At 66.4% G+C, this 17,608-nt stretch carries 15 protein-coding genes; 5 read left to right on the top strand and 10 right to left on the bottom strand.

Annotated elements, in window-relative coordinates:
* Nucleotides 1-9 precede the first annotated feature (9 nt).
* On the bottom strand, nt 10-2,622 hold the full coding sequence (gene mobF / locus P8192_RS00220) for a MobF family relaxase (protein WP_278157706.1): 2,613 nt from the start codon (nt 2,620-2,622) through the stop codon (nt 10-12).
* Between the two features lie 267 nt (nt 2,623-2,889).
* Here mobF and P8192_RS00215 point away from each other — a divergent pair, with 267 nt between their 5' ends.
* Complete coding sequence (locus P8192_RS00215) at nt 2,890-3,981, top strand: DNA cytosine methyltransferase (protein ID WP_278157705.1); 1,092 nt, start codon at nt 2,890-2,892, stop codon at nt 3,979-3,981.
* A gap of 7 nt (nt 3,982-3,988) precedes the next feature.
* Here P8192_RS00215 and P8192_RS00210 read toward each other — a convergent pair whose 3' ends face one another.
* The 9 genes from P8192_RS00210 to P8192_RS00170 all read right to left on the bottom strand — a co-directional run bounded on the left by P8192_RS00210 (nt 3,989) and on the right by P8192_RS00170 (nt 14,151).
* Entirely contained in the window at nt 3,989-5,767 is a 1,779-nt protein-coding gene (locus P8192_RS00210; protein WP_278157704.1) for a DUF262 domain-containing protein, read from the bottom strand.
* Between the two features lie 30 nt (nt 5,768-5,797).
* On the bottom strand, nt 5,798-8,368 hold the full coding sequence (locus tag P8192_RS00205; protein WP_278157703.1) for a GIY-YIG nuclease family protein: 2,571 nt from the start codon (nt 8,366-8,368) through the stop codon (nt 5,798-5,800).
* The gene (locus P8192_RS00200) at nt 8,361-10,022 is read right to left on the bottom strand and encodes an Eco57I restriction-modification methylase domain-containing protein (protein ID WP_278157702.1); all 1,662 of its coding nucleotides are present in this window, start codon (nt 10,020-10,022) and stop codon (nt 8,361-8,363) included. Before P8192_RS00200 ends, P8192_RS00205 begins: the two co-directional genes overlap by 8 nt.
* Nucleotides 10,019-10,663, bottom strand: a complete 645-nt coding sequence (locus P8192_RS00195) for an N-6 DNA methylase (RefSeq protein WP_278157701.1) — start codon at nt 10,661-10,663, stop codon at nt 10,019-10,021. The genes P8192_RS00200 and P8192_RS00195 overlap by 4 nt, the downstream gene beginning before the upstream one ends.
* Nucleotides 10,650-10,919: a helix-turn-helix domain-containing protein gene (locus tag P8192_RS00190; protein WP_198303544.1), complete on the bottom strand. Its 270-nt coding sequence runs from the start codon at nt 10,917-10,919 to the stop codon at nt 10,650-10,652. Before P8192_RS00190 ends, P8192_RS00195 begins: the two co-directional genes overlap by 14 nt.
* 135 nt (nt 10,920-11,054) lie before the next feature.
* Entirely contained in the window at nt 11,055-12,191 is a 1,137-nt protein-coding gene (locus P8192_RS00185) for an alpha/beta hydrolase (protein ID WP_278157700.1), read from the bottom strand.
* Nucleotides 12,188-13,198, bottom strand: a complete 1,011-nt coding sequence (locus P8192_RS00180; protein WP_278157699.1) for an MAB_1171c family putative transporter — start codon at nt 13,196-13,198, stop codon at nt 12,188-12,190. Before P8192_RS00180 ends, P8192_RS00185 begins: the two co-directional genes overlap by 4 nt.
* Nucleotides 13,195-13,659 (bottom strand): hypothetical protein, encoded by a 465-nt coding sequence (locus tag P8192_RS00175; protein ID WP_278157698.1) that lies wholly within the window; start codon nt 13,657-13,659, stop codon nt 13,195-13,197. The genes P8192_RS00180 and P8192_RS00175 overlap by 4 nt, the downstream gene beginning before the upstream one ends.
* A 60-nt stretch (nt 13,660-13,719) precedes the next feature.
* On the bottom strand, nt 13,720-14,151 hold the full coding sequence (locus P8192_RS00170; protein ID WP_144930915.1) for a hypothetical protein: 432 nt from the start codon (nt 14,149-14,151) through the stop codon (nt 13,720-13,722).
* 309 nt (nt 14,152-14,460) lie between these two features.
* Here P8192_RS00170 and P8192_RS00165 point away from each other — a divergent pair, with 309 nt between their 5' ends.
* The 4 genes from P8192_RS00165 to P8192_RS00150 are packed head-to-tail and all read left to right on the top strand — an operon-like array spanning nt 14,461 to nt 17,556.
* Nucleotides 14,461-15,540, top strand: coding sequence for an ImmA/IrrE family metallo-endopeptidase (locus P8192_RS00165; RefSeq protein ID WP_278157697.1), 1,080 nt, complete (start codon nt 14,461-14,463; stop codon nt 15,538-15,540).
* Nucleotides 15,540-16,475, top strand: a complete 936-nt coding sequence (locus P8192_RS00160) for a bifunctional DNA primase/polymerase (protein ID WP_278157696.1) — start codon at nt 15,540-15,542, stop codon at nt 16,473-16,475. Before P8192_RS00165 ends, P8192_RS00160 begins: the two co-directional genes overlap by 1 nt.
* Nucleotides 16,475-17,155 (top strand): DUF2637 domain-containing protein, encoded by a 681-nt coding sequence (locus tag P8192_RS00155; protein ID WP_278157695.1) that lies wholly within the window; start codon nt 16,475-16,477, stop codon nt 17,153-17,155. Before P8192_RS00160 ends, P8192_RS00155 begins: the two co-directional genes overlap by 1 nt.
* On the top strand, nt 17,152-17,556 hold the full coding sequence (locus tag P8192_RS00150) for a hypothetical protein (RefSeq protein WP_278157694.1): 405 nt from the start codon (nt 17,152-17,154) through the stop codon (nt 17,554-17,556). The genes P8192_RS00155 and P8192_RS00150 overlap by 4 nt, the downstream gene beginning before the upstream one ends.
* Nucleotides 17,557-17,608: the final 52 nt, after the last annotated feature.

Raw genomic sequence — 17,608 nt, 5'->3', positions numbered from 1 at the left:
GCACCTCGGCTAGCCGAGATCGACATGCTCGGCCACATACCCCGCTGGAAGGAGGATGCTGCCGCCGAACCTGCGGCCACGCCTGCGAGCCCTTATGGTGCCGTCGTCGCGAATGGTGGTGCCAGTCCCGTAGTCGCGTGCGATGGTGATGGTCCCGTCGTCGCCGACGGCGGTGACGGTCCAGATGTCGCCGTTGCGCACCCAGTCCCGACCGGCCAGGGTGCGGAGGTTCCGGTTGTTGAGTCGCGTGATGATGGTGTCGCCGACGCCTGCGGCGGTCCCGTCTCGCAGCTCGACTTCGCGGTCGGGGTTCAGCGTCCTGTTGAGGATCAGGTCGGCGCGGGCGCGACCGTTCAGCGCGGTCACGTCTTCATGGGTCTCGGCGATCAGCACCGACACCAGCCCCGCGTCGCGGTCGGCGCGCCAGGCATTGTAGGCGGCATCGGTCATGGCCTCGCCGTCGCCGTCCTGGATGCGCTCGTGTGTGAGGTAGGTGTCGATGGCCGGGGTGCGCCCGTGGCGTAGCTCGAGTGAGGCGGTCTTCTCCCAGGCGTGGGTGAAGCGGTGAACATCGACCAGTTCGGGGGTGTCGGACCGGTCTCTGGCGATCATCGCGAACGCTCCGCCGGCGTCCACGGATTGCAGTTGGGCATAGTCGCCGACCAGCAACACCTTCGCACCCGCGTCTTGAGCGAGGTGGGTGATTCGGTCCAGTGACAGGGTGCCGGCGAGGGATGCTTCGTCGATGATGACGAGCTGGCCCGCCTCGAACCTGGTGGCGTGGATGAGGTGGTTCTGCCACCACTTCGCGGTGTTCTCCGTCGCGATCCCGAGATCGTCGGCGAGGACCTGGGCAGCGACCGCTGACGGCGCGAGCCCGACGACGGACCCGGTGCCGTGTTCGGCTTCCCACGCTCGGCGGAGCGCGTTCATGGCGGTGGTCTTGCCCGCCCCGGCGGGGCCGATCAGCACGTCGAGCATCCGTCCTGACACCGCGATGCGGATCACCGCCTCTGCTTGGTCGTCGCCGAGCATCCGGCCATCCGCGTCGGGTCTGCGCGTGATCTTTTCAACGGTTGCCAGCGGCACCGTCGGCCCGCCGAGGTTGGCGGCTCGTTCGAGGAGTCTGTCTTCGGCAGCGAGCTGGGACTCGGAGGTGAACACGGTCGAGCTTTTCGGACGGAACACCGAGGTGCCGTCGGGCCGGCGGAACACGATCGGGGAGGCGGCGAGCTCGGGTGGGGTCAGGCGCAGCGAGACGAGCTCGGCGGCGTCAGCGATCATCGGGACGATCGCTTCCCGGTCCTGCATGGTGGCGAACCGCCACCCCATCGTCTGCCGGGATGCCTCGGCCATGAGATTCCATCGCCGCCAGGTCGACCGCTTCTCACCGACCACCTCGACGACCGTGCGCCCCAGCTCGCCGATCACGTCGAGCGGCACGTCGTCGGCACGCAGGAGCATCGGCTTGTAGTTGTCGGTGACCTCGCGCACCCACGACGTCGCGTCCTGGCCCAGGGTCTTGCTCGCTCGCGTTCGCCACTCGGCGGTCAGGTCGGCAAGGGATCGGACCTGCTTCTCGGGGCGGGTCGTGAGTGTGGCTTGGGCTCGCAGTTTGAGGATCGTCGCGTTCGATGGTTGGCGTCCGTGCTGGGCAACGTACTCGTCGATGAGCCGGTTCTTCTCCGCGTCGATGTGGCGGGCGCGGGTGGAGAACTCCGCGACCAGCTCCTCCGGCACGCCGGTGATCGCCCATGCTGGGTTCCGGTCGCGGCCCATCTCGCGCGCTTCCCAGGAGACGCCGAATGTTCGGGTCATGTGGTCGGCGAACACGGCTTCGTGTAGTTCGGAGAGCGCGACGACGGCGGCGTGCATCGGTCTGCCGTCGAGCGAGCGCCACTTGCCATCGAGGACGGTCTTGGCCTTGTTGCTGATGACGACGTGCGTGTGGAGGTGGGGGTCGCCGGCGCGGGAGTCGAAGTGATCGAATGCGGTCGCGATGAGCCCGGTGACATCGACCTGCGCAACCGCGCCGTCCCCGGCTGTTGCGCCCGTGCGGGTGGCTGCAACCTCACGTTCCATGAACGCAACCACCTCCGCAACCGCTCGATGATGTGCCTCGGCGATCAGTGCCTGCACTCCGGCATCGGCGACGGCCCACAGCACTGATGCTGACTTCGGGATGGAGAAGGTGAAGTCGAAGCCCGCCACCGCGCGTCGCGTGCTCCGGGCAGTCTCCTCGGCAACGATCTGCGCGACTGCCTCACCCTTGGCCCCAGGCGTCATCGTCGGGTCGAGGTCGGCGATCCGCGCCTCGATCCGCTCGTCCTGGCTCTTGTAGGTCGGGAAGGCACGACCGAGCGGCTCATCGGTGATCGGATCATGGCCAGTCCCCATCAGGAGCTGGAGCTGGTGCTCCGATACTCGGTCACCCACCTGAATCTCGCCCTTACCGAGGGCCGCTACGCCCGCGCCGAGCCAACGACCAGGCGGGGTGCCTTCCTCCATGTAGTAGCGAGTGAGCGGCGTGGAGAGTGGCCTGTTCCCGTCGGCTGCCGCAACCGTCTTGAGCAGGTACTTGTAGCCGTCACCCGCCGACATCACACGCATCGAAACCGTCATGCTCGCCTCCGCTCCTGCCGAGCAGGTGAGCACCCGCACCCGGTGATCTCGGCCGCGGGAATGCCCGCTCAACCTCGATCTGCAAGACGCGTGTGACCTCGAACGGGGCCGAGCAGAGACCGGAAGCCGTGGCGTCTGGCGGAGTCGCTCGGTGCTCGGTCGAGCAGCGAGCGCGTGGCGGAGCCGTGCACCTGACAGGTGACCAGCTCGGCATCAGTTCTCGACGAGGCACGGATGCCGGGGACGACCGTCACCGGAGCAGACCTTATGCACGACCTTGACGCCAGCGGCGAATCACGACTCAGGATCGGCTCGCTGTTCAGCGGCTACGGCGGCCTCGACCTCGCCGTCGAGCACGTATTCAACGCCACGACCGTGTGGTTCTCCGAACTCAACGCGCCCGTCGCTCGCGTCTTCTCCCACCACTGGCCCGACGCACCGAACCTCGGTGACATCACGGCCATCGACTGGCGTCATGTCGAGCCTGTGGACATCCTCATCGGAGGGTTCCCATGCCAAGACGTGTCCACCGTCGGCAAGCGCGCCGGCCTCGCTCCTGGCACGCGCTCGGGTCTGTGGGCGCACATGGCCATAGCCATCGACGCGCTCCAGCCCGAATGGGTCGTCATCGAGAACGTCCGCGGGCTGCTGTCCTCACCCGCAACGCGGCCACCCGCAGAAGGAGACGACAATGAACGACGCAACCCCGGCGACGCAACCCCCGATGACGCAACCCTTCGCATCCTGGAACCCGACCCGTGGCGTCTGGGAGACAACGCAGCTCGACCTCTACGGGCTCTCGGCGCCGTTCTCGGCGATCTGGCCGACCTGCGGCTGGATGCACGATGGATCGGCCTACCGGCTTCCCTTGTCGGCGCTCCCCACCAACGCTTCCGCATCTTCGCCCTCGCCCGGCGCACTGTTCCGCACTCCGCTGGCGACGGACTCATCGCGCGGTGGAGAAACGCTCGACCAGGTGCGAGCGAGGCGCGGGACGATCGCCCTGTCGCACCAGATCATCGACTTCGCGCTCCACGGACCGGCTGGCTCACCGAACAGGCGAGGCGAATCGGAGACGCTGTGGTCCCTGATCGACGGACTGTTCAGCGCTGGGGACGCTATGCCGACGCCATCACCCGCTGGGAACACATCACCGGACGCCCCGCGCCAGCGCCAGCCCTCCTGAACTACGCGGAGGGCCCCCGCCCGGCACCAGCATTCGTCGAATGGCTCATGGGCCTCCCGATTGGGTGGGTTGCGGACAGCGACGACCTGACGCAGAACCAGCAGCTCACCGCGCTCGGCAACGGCGTGCTACCTCTCCAGGCCGTGTCCGCACTGTCGCTGCTCGCCGCGTGAGCCTGGGCTAGGAGAGAGCCGCTTCCTCCGGTGCGCCCGGTGTTGTTCCCAGAGCGGCGAGTAGGCGGGTCCGGATTCGCTGCTTGCGCTCCTCGAAGAACGATGTGAAGTCGGCCAGATCGAGCGGAAGGCCGTCGAGGTCGTTCTCGGTGAGGTAGGTGGCTCGCTTGTCCTCGCTCGGGAAGGCGGTGTCAATCCACTGCGCAGGTAGGCCGTCTTGCTTCTCGATGTTGGCGGTCCCGGCGAGCAGCTGGAGGTTCGGCAGGAGGTTCACGGCCGCGAGGTAGTCATCGATGCTGTCGAGCGGAATCCCGGCGTCGAGGAGCTTCTTCTTGGTGAACCGTGACTTGGGGAAGATGTGGTCTTCGTGGAACTTCTTGCTCAAGTCCAGCCCGGGGTACAGGACCGAGAGGACGGAGAACGTTCGCTGGCCGGCGTACTTGAGGTTGAGCAGTTCGTCGATCTCGGCGTTGTCGAACGCGAGGCTCTTGCCGACGGCCGCCATCGCCTCCTCGACCGCCGCAACCGGGAAGCCGTTCGTCGAGTTGGTGCGGAGGACATCGCGGATGCGGGTGAGGAGCGTGTCGAGCCCCGACCCCCAGATGCCGCGCTTGACCAGCGAGCGGGTCACCCACCGTTGAAGGGCGAGCCTGTCGGCGGCGTCAGCAGTGGAATCGAGGTACGAGTCGCCCGCACCCCGCAAGTGCAGGTAGTGCGCGACCGGGACGATCACACTGTTCGCGGTGAGGTTGCGCTCGTTGTACCCGAACTGCTGAAGCAGCGTCGCAGCACGCAGCAAGGCCCCCTTGATCTGCGGCCAGGCTGCCTCCACCTTGGCCATGTTCCCTTGGGTGAAGTTGGTGACCTTGAACCGCACATCCACGTCCGCGATCGTCAGCGCGGTCTTCAGCACCACATCCTTGGAGAACGAGAACTGGCGGCCGGCGTTGCTGTTGATCTCGGAGACCAGCGAGCGGACTTCCTCACGAGCATCCAGCTCTTGCCACTGGTTCGTCGCCATCGACAGCAGCAGATCGGAGTAGGAGAGCGTGGTGCCGCCGCTGTTGACGCGGACGAAGATTTCGAGCACCTTGTCGGCGTCCTGATCGGTGACCAGGAAGTAGTTCATCGGCTTGAGAACCCGCACCGCCTCGTACAGGTCGTAGAGCCGCTGGAACGCGTCAGCCGATCCGGCGATGCCCCGTTGCTCCAGCTCGCGCATGATCGCAGGGCCGGCGCTGGCGAGATCGAGGACTGCTCCGACCCGGAACCACTTGTCTGCCTCGCCGTCCGCCGGGGAGGCCTCCCGGTCGGTGAGGAACCGCAGGTCGTACTTCGTGCCGAGTTCCTCATCGTCGGGCTCGTCGACGAGGTTGAGGTAGAGGCGTTTGACGGGAAACGCGTCCGCACTGTTCCACCACGCGTACTTCTTCTTCTCCGCGAAACTGCCGTACAGCGCGATGTTCAGGGAGGTGAGCCGCTGCTGTCCATCGAGCACCGCCGTCGTACCGCTCCCGGCGGGAACAGTCGCCTTGTCCGCGTAGGGGTTATCGCGCTCGTGGTAGTTCGTCAGGAACTCGTAGAACGTGTACGACTGCGCGGTTTCAGGCTTGACGTCCCAGAGCAGGAAGGACCCGACGGGGTACCCGCGCATGAGGCTATCGACGAGCTTGGTGATCTGATCGGCACCCCAGACGAACTCTCGCTGGATCGCAGGCATCAGGTACTCGCGCTTGTGGATAGCGGTCAGCATCTCCTCGATGCTGCGCGGGGTCTGGAACGACATGTGGATTCTCTCGGTAAGGCTGGTAGGTGGTCAGGCGATGGCGTCGTCATCTACGGCCACCACGGTGTCGTAGAGGCCGTAGCGCCGCAGCCCCTTGTGGGACTCGATCCCGGTGTAGGACAGGGACGAGTCTTCGTAGCGGCGGAAGGCGAAGACAGCCTGGTTCATGTGGGTGGCATTGAAGACGCCGAGGTTCACGAGAAGGTGGAAGTCCTCGACGGTCAGGCCGGTGACGGTGCGGAACAGTCCGGGTTCGAGTTTGGTAATGACATCCTGGAGCGTGTTCTCGCGGAAGTCGGTCAGGTACATGAACGCTGGGATGCGGGTGGCGAACTTGACCAGCTTCTCCTGAATCTGCTTTCGCTTGGACTTGTACTCCTTCTCCTCCGCTGTGAGCTCCTTTTTCTCCGCCGGAGTGATGTCGTCGCCCTTCTCCTTCTTAGCCTTCTTCACGGCGTCGCTCTTGTTCACGACGGTCTCGAAGATGTCGTTGCCGAGTGCGCGGAAGCCTTCGATGTTCATGACGGCGCTGAGGGCGTCGGGGTTGTTCATGATCTTGCGCAGGGTGTCGTTGTCGACGTTGACGAGGATCGCGGACTCCCACTTGCGGGCCAGGAGGGTTGCGGAGGTGCCCGACATGGCGATGTCGAGGATGCCGCCGGCATCGACCTGGGTCATGTTCGACCCGTCGTAGGCCAAGACGGGCAGGAACTTCACGAGTTCCTCGACGGCCTGCTCCGGGTTCGGCGTCTCTGGTGACAGACCGGCACCGTAGTCGGCGATCTGACGTAGCGCCCGGGTCGGCGCGAAGTCGAACACGAAGCACACCGGCTTGAGTACGGCCTCGGCGCTCGGGTTGTCTCCGTCGGGATTCTTGATCGACCAAGGTGACTGCACGCGGAACGCTGCCTGGAAATAGGTCTCGGGCGAGTTGAGGTTGCGCAGCATCAGGATCGAGGACCACTGTTTGACGGTGACGCCTGTGGTGAGCTTGCCGCAGGACAGGGTGATCGTCTTCGTGTCGTGGCCGTCGCCGATCGCCGCCCGTACCGGTGGAAGGGCATCCAGCCCGATGCCCGCGCCGGCACCCGCGACGACAAGGACCTGGTAGTCGTGCCAGAACACGTTCTGCTTCTCCGCGAGCAGGTTCGACATTGCCTCGCAGGCAGCAACGTTGGGTAGGAACCAGAACGAGTGCTGGAGGTAAGGCAGGAGCCGGACGTCGGAGTACGGAAAGGGCGGGCGGGTGCCCATTCGCATCGCGTCGACCTGCGTGGGTAGGTGAGCGCCGCGGATGAGGTCGAGCCACTTCTGCACGTCGGTCTTGTGCGTGAACTCGGCGTCCTTGCCGATGCCCTTTGCCTCGAAGAACTCGTTGAGGTCGAACTCGTCGAACTCGCCCTGATTCGCGACGGCGATGAGCTCGTCGGGCATCTGGTAGGTGAACAGGCGCATCTCCGGGAGTGCCCCGTACGGGTTCCACGCGTCCGGATGCGCGACAGCGTACTCGGCCTTGGCGCGCTGCTCGTCGGTGTAGGTCCAGTTGAAGATTTGCTCCTCGATGAACTCACCGGTTGCCAGCGCCTTGAACGGCGTGCCCGACAGGTACAGGTAGGCGCGGGTGGTGATCGGCAGGAAGTCGTCCTCGTCGCTGCCGAGCTCGTCAAGCTCCTCGTCGAAGGCCACGAGGCCGTCGTTGTACTCGGCGGCCAGTTCCTTCTGCTTGACCTTCTCGTCCTCGCCCTCGAACAGCTCCTTGGCGGACTCTCGCCAGGCACCGAAGTGGTACTCGTCGAAGATTACGAGGTCCCAGTTGGTGGTGTGGACCCACTCGTTCTTCGCTTTGATGAGCCCGGTCTTCCGGTCGCGCCCGAGCAGGTCCTGGAACGAGCCGAAGTAGACCAGCGGTCTCGTCTTGTCGGCATCGTCCGGGCTACCCCCGGTAGCCGAGGAGAGGTACTGCCAGCCGTCGAAGTCAGCGTGAGACTCCAGGTCGCTCTGCCAGGCGTCCTCCACCGCAGGCTTGAAGGTCACCACGAGGATGCGCCTCGCGCCGAGCCGCTTTGCGAGCTGATAGGAGGCGAAGGTCTTTCCGAAGCGCATCTTGGCGTTCCACAGGAACCGCGGCACCGCCTGGGAATCCTCGGCCCAGATCGACTCGTAGTAGCCCTCAGCCTTGTCCACGGCGCTGGCCTGTTCCGGACGCATCGGGAACGTCTCGTGGTGGGTGCCGCTAAGTTTCACGCCGGCGCGAAGCTCTGTGATCGCCGTGCGCACATCGTCTGGGGTACAGCGCATCCACTCTCGCGCTGAGCCGAAGATCGGGTTCTCGAAGCCCTTGTCGATCAGCCGTTGGCGCACATCAGAGTCACGGAACACCGATCCGTCGTCACGTTCGGCGAGTTCATCAACGTGCAGCGTGTAGGTCTGCTGCATCTGCCCCTGAGACTCGCGGATGCGCGTGTTCACATCCGCCTTCGTCGTCTGTCCCACCTTGAGGAGTCCCGCGTATCCAGCTGGCGGATCGTTCGGCGACCACGCGTAGATGCGCAGCCGAGCCTCCGGCTTCTCAGGAAGCAGTTCGTCGATGTCCCTACTCATCGCTGTCGTCGGCCCCGTCCTCGTCCAAGAGGGTGTCGTCGTGGGCAGCGACCTGCGACTCGATGAAGGCAATCTCGTCGCCAGTTAGTCCGTAGCGCTCGTAGAGGAGAGCATCAGTCCAGTCCTGGTCGAGCGGGACGTCAGGCACGAATGAGTAAACGTCCTTGGTGGCGTGCTGAGTGGACTTCCGCAACGACACAAGGAACCGGACAAAGCGCGTCCGCAGGTACCCGGCGTAGCGCCGAGCCTCCTCCTCGATCTCGAACCGGCCAGCGACAAGATACGTCTCGCTGCACGCGGTGCCTGGACCCGCGAGAATCGGGCGCGAGAGGAACTTGGTTTCAATCGCAGCGCTCGTGCCTTGCACTGCGGTCATGAGCACCTTCCACTCATCAACCCAGGAGTCGTTGAGCGGAATCTCTGCACGATCCACCCAGCTCACCCTCCGCGAGCCGAAAAGTTCCACCGGAGCCTTGAGGGCAGTGGGGCTTGGCTTACCGTGAAAGTTGGTAGGCAGTCCGAAAGGCTTGCGGCTCGACACCCGCGAGTCGAGCGTTGGCTCAGCGAGCGCCCGAACCTTGTCGAGGATCGGAACCGCTTCATTCCGACGGACCAGCACATCGTAGGCGTCGAGGTATCGCGTGGCCTTTTCACCCACCGGCTGCCCGTCCCACATTGTCTGGATCGTGCAAGGTCCGTCATGCTCGCGGTCCCAAAGAAAGTACGAGACGCCACCTCTGATCTTCACGCCCGGGAAGGCCTCGTAGAGCTTTGGGTAGTCGACGATGTCGTGCATGCGGTGATCGGAGAGCATCTTCTTGCGGTACTCATCGAGACCCTTGCCGCCTGCAAACCACCGAGACGGTGTGACGAAGACGGCGAAGCGTGGATCGAGCCCAAGTGCCTTCTCTACGAACATCTGGTAGATCGGCGCGGCAGACGTGCCGTAGCCACCATCGCTGAGCTGATAGGGCGGATTGCCGATGATGACGTCGAACTGCATGTTGTCTCCAAACAGCTCCGCGATGCGAGCTTTGATGTCGTCGGTATGGATGAAGGCGTAGGCGTGAGTCTCAAGTTCGTCGCCCCGTGCGTAGTCGTCCTCGCCCGCCCCGCAGTAGACACACTTGCGGTTGGTGTAGACAGCGATCTCTTCACTCGTGAGCGGATCGACGCGGAACTCGCGTTTACCACCGCCCCAGGTGTGCTCGGTGCGCTCGAACCAGATGTTGCCGTCCTCGGTCGTGAATGACGTGGCGATCGAGTGCGGGCCGTTGGCGAACTTCGAGCAGTAGACGCTCCGACGCGCGAGCAGCGCCGTGAGCTGGGTTATCCCGATGCCGAAGACCTGATGGGTGAGGATGTGATCGACGCGCTGGGCGAGGTCGGGGATCGTCAGGATCAGTCCGTCGGTGAGCCGACGCACGATCTCGCGGAGGAACACCCCGGACTTGGTGAACGGGTCGAGGAAGGTGACATCGGGGTTGGCCCAGATGTCCGCGCCGTTGTTCGCGTCTGCCCACGCGGTGGCAAGCGTGTCGAGCATCTGGTTCGCGAACTCGGGCGGGGTGAAGACCTCATCGTTGGAGAGATTCGCGATGCAGGTCAAGACATCCGGGTTGTGCCCTCGGAGAGTGAAAGGTGCAAGGGTCACGCGGCGGCCTCGGCGATCTGGCTGAAGGTCATCGTCGGATAGGTCTGCGCGGGCACGAACAGGTCGTCGTCGTCGAGTTCGCCGAACAGAGTCCCCTCGTACGAGGCGCGCTGGGTGAGGTCGTCGTAGCGGAAGTCGCGCCTCTGGAACTTCCCCTTGCCGAGGTAGCCCCACTCAGGAAAGGTAATCGGTTGACCGCTTGGCACGGTCATGGTCAAGGCATCGCCCTGCACGATGTTCACGGCTAGGACCGCGCGTGCCGCTTGCGCCCACTGGTCGTCGTCGCTGATACCTAGGAAGGTGTTGAATACCTCGGCGAGATTGTCGCGGCACTCCTCGGCGTTGTCTGCGAGGAGCTCGATGCCGTACGTGCACATCAGCGCAAATAGAGCGTAGTGACGCCTCTCAAACTCGCTTTTGCCGTGGCGAAGTTGGACGGTGACGAGCTTGCGAGCTAGGACTGGGACAAGGAAGTTGCCGGAGCCGCAGGCGGGTTCGAGCACGCGAGAGTCGATCCGCTCGGACTCATGCTTAACGAGATCGAGCATGTCCTCGACCATCCACCCCGGCGTAAACACCTCGCCGTGATCGGCAACGCGCTGCTTAGACTTCACCAAGCGCTGGGCTTCACTCAGCGTCATCGTCTCCCCTTCCCGTGCTCGTCGTCACGATCGTAGGAGTGACCGCTGACATTTGCGTGGGCTGCTGAGCGGTCTCGTCGTCGCTGGCCGCCGCGCCCGCACGCACCCAGTCGTCGATCTCGCTGGCTTGGAACTTCCAGAGGCGTCCGACCTTGTGGGCGGGCATGGCCTTCTCGGCGATCCAGGTGTAGACGGTGTCTTTGGTGACCCCGAGGTGGGCGGCGATGTCGTCTGCGGACAGCCACGGCTCAGCCACGTTGGTCCTCCCTCGCTCAATGGCCCAGGCAGGCCAACACTCACGATGATACCGTCGGAAGTACGGCTTGAGTTGGGTTTCTCCGGGCGTGGCCGAACGACATGGGTGCGGAGGGTGGCCGCTCCGCTCGGCCGATCAGCGTGGGACACGCGACCGGAGCCAGGTGGTCACAGTCTCGTGCCACCGGTCGGGGTCGGCGTTCCAGGAGAGCGTGTGGTCGGCGTCGAAGGTCTCCAGCTCGACGAGGCCCGGGCGGGCGTCTCGGAGTGCTTGTGAGAGCCGGATCGGCACGGAGTCGTCTCGGTTGCCGTGGAGGATCAGGGTCGGCGTGGTGATGTCTGCGGCTCGTGCGGTCCGGTCGAAGGAGCGGAGTGGGATGCGGCCCGGCAGGCCGACTGCCCGAGCCAGTGGGGCGAGGGTGAGCCACGGGGTCGCGAGGTGCCCGGCTGCTGCGGGCAGTCCGCTGTGGGCGCAGTTGGTCTTGATGACTTCGGTCCAGTTGAGGACGGGTGAGTCGAGCACGAGCGCGGCGATCAGCCCCTTGTGTCGAGGCCGGTCGGCGAGTTGGAGGGCGATTGCGGCACCCATCGACCAGCCGAAGAGCACGACCTGTTCGGCTCCTCGTCGGACGGCGTATCCGATGGCCTCGTCAACTTCGGCGGTCTCGGTGTGGCCGAGGGTTGTTCGACTGGTGCCGACTCGCGGCCCTTCTGCCGTGTTGCGATAGCTGACCACGAGGGAGGTGTAACCGAGCTCGGTTGCGGCGCGGACGCCGCGCAGGGTGCCGGCGCGGGTGCTGCCGAGGCCGTGGACATGGATCGCCCAGGTCGAAGGGTCGCCGTCGATGCGCCAGGCCGGGCATGGTCCTGCGGGAGTCGAGATGGTGATGTCGCGGGCGTGGAGCCCGGCATCGGCCGGGGTGGCGTAGTAGATCCCGCTCCACGAGGCACGATCCCCGGTCTTCGGGGTGAAGCCGGGTGCAGAGCCGGTGATCCTGCGAGCGATGCCAGCAGGTCCGCGATCGACGGCATCTGTGGAGAGCTGCGCCCAGCCGCCGTTCTCGAACCAGAGGTTGTAGATTCCGTCGGCGGTGGTCTGGTCGGTGCGGTCGAGCACGATCAGGTCGCCGTTGTCGTCGTGCTCGAATCCTCGGGCGGGGAGGTCGAACCTGCGCGGCCCGGCGGGCGCGGTGAGCCGCCGCGCGATTACCCACCCGAGCCCGCCGGCTGCTGCTGCCGCGATCCCGCCGCCGAGGGCGATGCGCCCGATCACGATTCACGCTCCTCGACATTGGGAACGGCCAAGGTCGTCGCGACGGCGGTGTCGTTTCCGACGAGGTGACTCTCGGCTCGTTCGAGCAGGGCGCGGTCTTCGGCGCTGATGTCGAAGGTGATGCGGGGGTCGATCATCGCATCGCGGATTTCGACGATCACCCGGTGCAGTCGCCCTTCGGGGTCTTCCGTGCTGGCGGCGAGCGGGTCTGCTTGGCTCAGGCCGGGCCGCACCTGTGTCGCTCGGTTCCAGAGTGACTCCAACTGTGCCGCGAGGGCGGCTGTGCGCTTGTCGCGCAGGTAGTGCTGGGCGCGCCGGACGGCGGGTTGCGCGGCGAACCCGGCGCAGAGGAATAGGAACGTCAGGAGCGAGAGCGGCCCGTAGGCGGGCTGAACGGCATGCAGGAGGCCGAGTCGGCCGGTGACGTGGGAGATGTCCATGACGATCACAGCGAGGCAGAGGGCGACGCCGAAAGCTGACCCGAGCGTCAGCAGCGCTGCGGGCAGGCGCTGGACACCGGCGCTGTGCCGGTATCGCCGGGCGGCGAGGGTGAGCATCGCGGCGATGACGATGCCGCCATAGACGAAGGTGATGATCGAGTAGGCAGCCGTCGCGGGTTGAGCGCCGAGGTCGCTCATGAACTGCGTGGTCGTCGGGCCGCGGTCGATGAACAGGAACGTTACGGCGATCGCGGAGAGCGAGATCACGAGCATGGGTGCGCTCACGGCGGCGCGGACGAGCGCGGGCCGGTACTCGCCGGACTTCATGACGCCCCGTCCGAGGAAGAACAGTCCGGTCATCAGCAGCGCGTCCGCGAGCAGTGTTGCGAGGTTCGTTCCGCCGAGGAGCGGATCGACGGCCGTGTAGATTCCATCGACGTTCAGCGTCATCGCGATGGCGATGGTGAGCGCGGCGTAGGTGATGCTTCGGTCGGTGCGTTTGCGGCGGAAGATGAGCAGGCTCGCCACGAGCGCCCACATGAGCATCGCGACGAGCGTCTGGATCATCCGAATATCTCCGAGAAGGCCGATTCGGCGAACACCGATCCTCGGATGCCGGCGGCGAGCTGGTCGGCAAGGGACTCGGCGGCGATTTCGGTTTCGCTGTCGAGGTCTTGCCGCCGGAGCAGGCGTCCGCGTGTGCGGGGCGGGATGTTGGGCAGCAGCATGTCCACGGCTGTGCAGTCCTCTCCGTCGCAGTGGCCGAGGATCATGTGCGCGAACTCGTGCAAGACGAACTGTTGGCGGTGGAGTGTCGAGTCGGTGCGGGCGTGGAGCACGAGGTCGTCGGTATCAGTGGCCAGCCAGAGCGCGCAGAGGCCGTCGTGCGTGTCGAGGTCGGCGAGCTCGATGACGCGGAGCCTGCGGTGCCGCTGGTCCTGGACAGAGCGGAGGAGGTCGTCGAAGGTGAAGGTATTGCCGAGCTGAAGGCCCGCGACGGCCGCCGATACGGCCTGTTCTATGTTCACGGTTCGCCCCTCTCAGTGGGGAGCAGCGACCGGTATCGGCTTCGCCCTGCGCGACACCTGTCAGTGCTCAGGCGTTGGTGTCATTTCCTCATCCAGGAACTTGGTGATGGCGTGGAGTGCTTTCGGCGAGATGTCGCCGAGGGTGCGGGCAGCATAGGACTTCACCTTCGCGGCACGCATGGACCGAACCAGGTCGAGCTGTGCTGAGACCTTCTCGGGCGTAGCGGCACCGTCCTCGCCGAGCAGGAACGCCGCGTCCACGTCGAAGAACGCGGCGAGCCCCTCGAAGACGGCGGGGTCTTGGACGTAACGGTGGCCGTTGACCATGTACGTCCAGCGCGACCGCGACAGGTTGGTGCCTCGCTCTTGGAGGTAGCCTGCGATCTGCGAGTAGGTCGGTTCCGTGCCGGACTCGGCGACGGCGACATCCATCAGGAGCCGCAGACGTTTGGCGAGGTCTTCGGCCGCAGCCTGACTCTCGTCTTCGGTCATGACGGTGACCCCCTTCCCTTCGCGACGGGCAAGGCATCGATGTAGTCCACCCGGAGGGTGGTTGTGCATGCTCAACCGTACTCGTTGAGCATGCACAAATCAAGCTTGCGCATGCTCAACGGTCGATGTTAGAACAGGACTCCGGGACACTTTGAGCATGCTCAATGCTCGGTTTCGGTCTCGGCTCGGGCTGCCTCGAGGGGGTGAACGATGTCCAGCTCACGGTTCGGGCGCGGGTGTTCGCGCCTACCTGTCAGGTGTACCGCCGCGCGCAACCTTGGCGCGGCCCGCCGAAGAGGAGACCGGAGCATGGCATCGAACGAGGACGCCCGCGCGGCGCGAGAGGCGAAGCTCGACGAGCTGCACGAGAAGCTGACTGGCGCGGTCGAGTCGCTGGTCTCGGGTGATGACTGGCGGCAAGCGCTCGCCTTCGCGGCACGGTTCCGGTCGCGGTCGTTCAACAACACGATGCTGATCTGGGTGCAGCACGAGGCCGCGTTCGAGGCAGGCCGGGTGCCTGAACCCTTCCCGACTCTGGTTGCCGGGTACCGGCAGTGGCAAGGGCTTGGGCGGCAGGTGATGAAGGGTCAGCCGGGCTACATGATCTTCGCGCCGGTGACGGGCCGGTTCGCGTCCTCCCATCCTGCCGATCCGAACTCCTGGCGCCGCTTGGGGCCGCGCGAGAAGCAGAAGGTCAACGAGGTGGTGCGCTCGCGGATGGTCGGAGTGCGGCCGGCCTACGTGTGGGATGCCTCACAGACCGACGGCGAGCCACTGCCGATGCCGCCCACGCCGACGCTGCTCGAAGGCGAAGCACCTTCGGGGCTGTGGGAGGGGCTGGCCGGGCAGATTCGCGGCGCGGGGTTCGAGGTGCTGCGGGTGCCGCACGAGGGGATGATCTCCGGCGCGAACGGCATGACCGATTACGAGGCGCGCACGGTCGCGGTGCGGGAGAACATGGACCCTGCCGCGCAGGTCAAGACCCTCGCGCACGAGCTGGCGCACGTTGTGATGCACGATCCCGACGACGATGAGGCGCGGCAGCATCGCGGCATCCGCGAGGTCGAAGCCGAGTCCGTCGCGCTGATGATCGGTGCCGCGCACGGCATGGACACCGCCGGCTACACGATCCCGTACGTCTCGACCTGGGCCGCCCGCGTGGACGGCCAAGAGCCCGTCCAGGTGGTGCAGGCCACCGGCGAACGGGTGCGGAAGACCGCGCTGGCGATCCTCGACCAGCTCGACACGCTCCAGGTCGGCGACGGCACCCCGCCCGGCCTCGACCGCGACACCCCCCGTCCGCGCACCTCCCGCACGGCAGCGCCTGCGGTGGAGGTGGATCGCTCGCGTGTTGCCCCGGTGCCCGAGCTAGCAGGGCGGGGGCTGTGATGCCCGAGCCCTTCGATGTCCTGGCGGCGCTCATCCGCGTGGATGGTTCGCCGAGCCTGGCGTTCGCGGCGCGGAGCCTCGCGGCGGCTGGCGTGCCCGTGTTCCCATGCCTGGTCGAGGGGAAGCGTCCGCTGACTCGCCGCGGGTTCCTCGACGCGAGCACCGCCCCGGAGCAAGTGGCGGGGTGGTGGTCGCGCACACCGAATGCGAATATCGGCATCCCGACGGGCGCGGCATCGGGCGTGGTCGTCGTCGATGTCGATGTCCACGGCGGCCAGGACGGTCGCGCGGCGTACCAGCGTGCCACCGACGCGGGGCTCGTCGATGGAGCGGGTCTGCTGGTGCGCACCCCCACCGGTGGCACGCACGTGTACTTCCCGGCGACACCAGGCGGCGAGCAGCGGTCGTGGCAGGCAGCCACCGCTGGTGTCGATTTCCGGGGCGACGGCGGCTACATCATCGCTCCGCCCTCCCGACGCATCATCGACGGCCACGTCCGCCGCTACGAGGTCGCCGACATCGCCACGCACTCGGTCGGCACCATCGACGCGGCCCGTCTGCGGAATTTCCTCGACCCCCGCCCCATCGCTCCACCACGTCCCAGCAACGGCACCTCGATGGTCGTGGATTCTGAGCGGCTGGCGGCGTGGGTCGCCGGGCGAGGTGAGGGCGAGCGGAACCGAAGCCTGTTCTGGGCCGCCTGCCGCCTCGCCGAGAACGGCGTCTCGCCCGCCGACGCACTCGACGCTCTGGGCGCTGCGGCACACTCGGCGGGTCTGGGCGATCGCGAGATCACCACGACCGTCCGCTCCGCCTACCGAGCCACCCAACACCCACCCGAGGCCACGCCAGACGGCCGAGCCCAGAGTGCGGGTCGGTGGTTCGGTCGCACGACAAGCCCACCGTCCGCAGCTTTCGGGAGGGCAGGGCTGTGATGCGCGAACAGCAGGGGCGGCGCTGGGCCGCTATGACGGCGGTCGCGGGGACGGTGTTCATCGCCGCCGGGGCGTTCTGGCTGTCCTTCACGTCGCTGGCCGATCTGGCCGCTCGCTCCGGGATCGGGGCGGGGCAGGCGTGGGCGTGGCCGCTGATCGTGGACGGCATCATCGTCGTCGCCACGGTCGCCGTCGTCGCCCTCGCCGGGCAGCGCTCGGCCTGGTATCCGTGGGCGCTGCTGGTCGGCGGCGCGCTCGTGTCGGTGACGGCGAACGCCATTCACGCCGTCGTAGCCGCAGACGCCGACGTTCCCAGGATGCTTGCGGCCTCGGTCGCAGCGGTGCCGCCCGTCGTGCTGCTGGCCATCACGCACCTGACCGTGATCCTCACCCGCACCACAGACCCCGACAACGAACCTGCCGACGCCGTGTCGTTCTCGACGACCACTGCGGAGTCGATGCCCGCGCTGCCGTCCGGCGAGACGGAGGCTGGCCGTCGCGACGACGGTGTGGCGGATCGGCGGGCGCTGGGGTGGGAGCTGCGAGAGGCGGGCTGGTCGAACAAGCGTATCGCCCGTGAACTCGGGGTGCATCCCTCGACCGTGGGCCGCTGGTTCGCCGTCGCGCACCTCACTGACACAACCGATACCGCCGACGAGCGGGAGGAGACGACCCCATGAACACCACCGACAACCCGCAGCACAACGACCCGGCCAGGCCCGATCCGGCGAGACTGATGCCCGAGGTGCCGAGGGAGCGCGCGGAGGCCGTCGAGGCGGCGAGTACGCCGGAGGCGGTTCGGGCCGCGCAGGTCGCCCGCGACGACAAGCAGAACGCGCTCGTTCGTGGGCGCGGCGTGGAGTGGGTGCGCCCCACCGACCTGATCGCCCGCCATTCGGCGCACGCGGCAGGTCGTGGCCTCGACTTCCAGGCCGAACTGGCACGCCGCACCCGCACCCCGCTCGGGGCCGGAGTCCGTCGTCTCGGGGACCGTGCCCGACGGTTGCCTTCGATCGCGGCGTTCGGGCGCAGCAGCACACCGGCGTCGCAGACATCCCGCTCCGGGGTCTCGATGAGTTGACGGCGGTGAGAGGTCATGGCTGCGACGGCATCGGCATGCGAGACGCGCTCGT

The sequence above is a fragment of the Citricoccus muralis genome, assembly GCF_029637705.1.
Taxonomy (GTDB): domain Bacteria; phylum Actinomycetota; class Actinomycetes; order Actinomycetales; family Micrococcaceae; genus CmP2.
The sequence above is the reverse complement of the archived record's forward strand: the minus strand, read 5'-3'. Positions and strand labels throughout refer to the sequence as shown.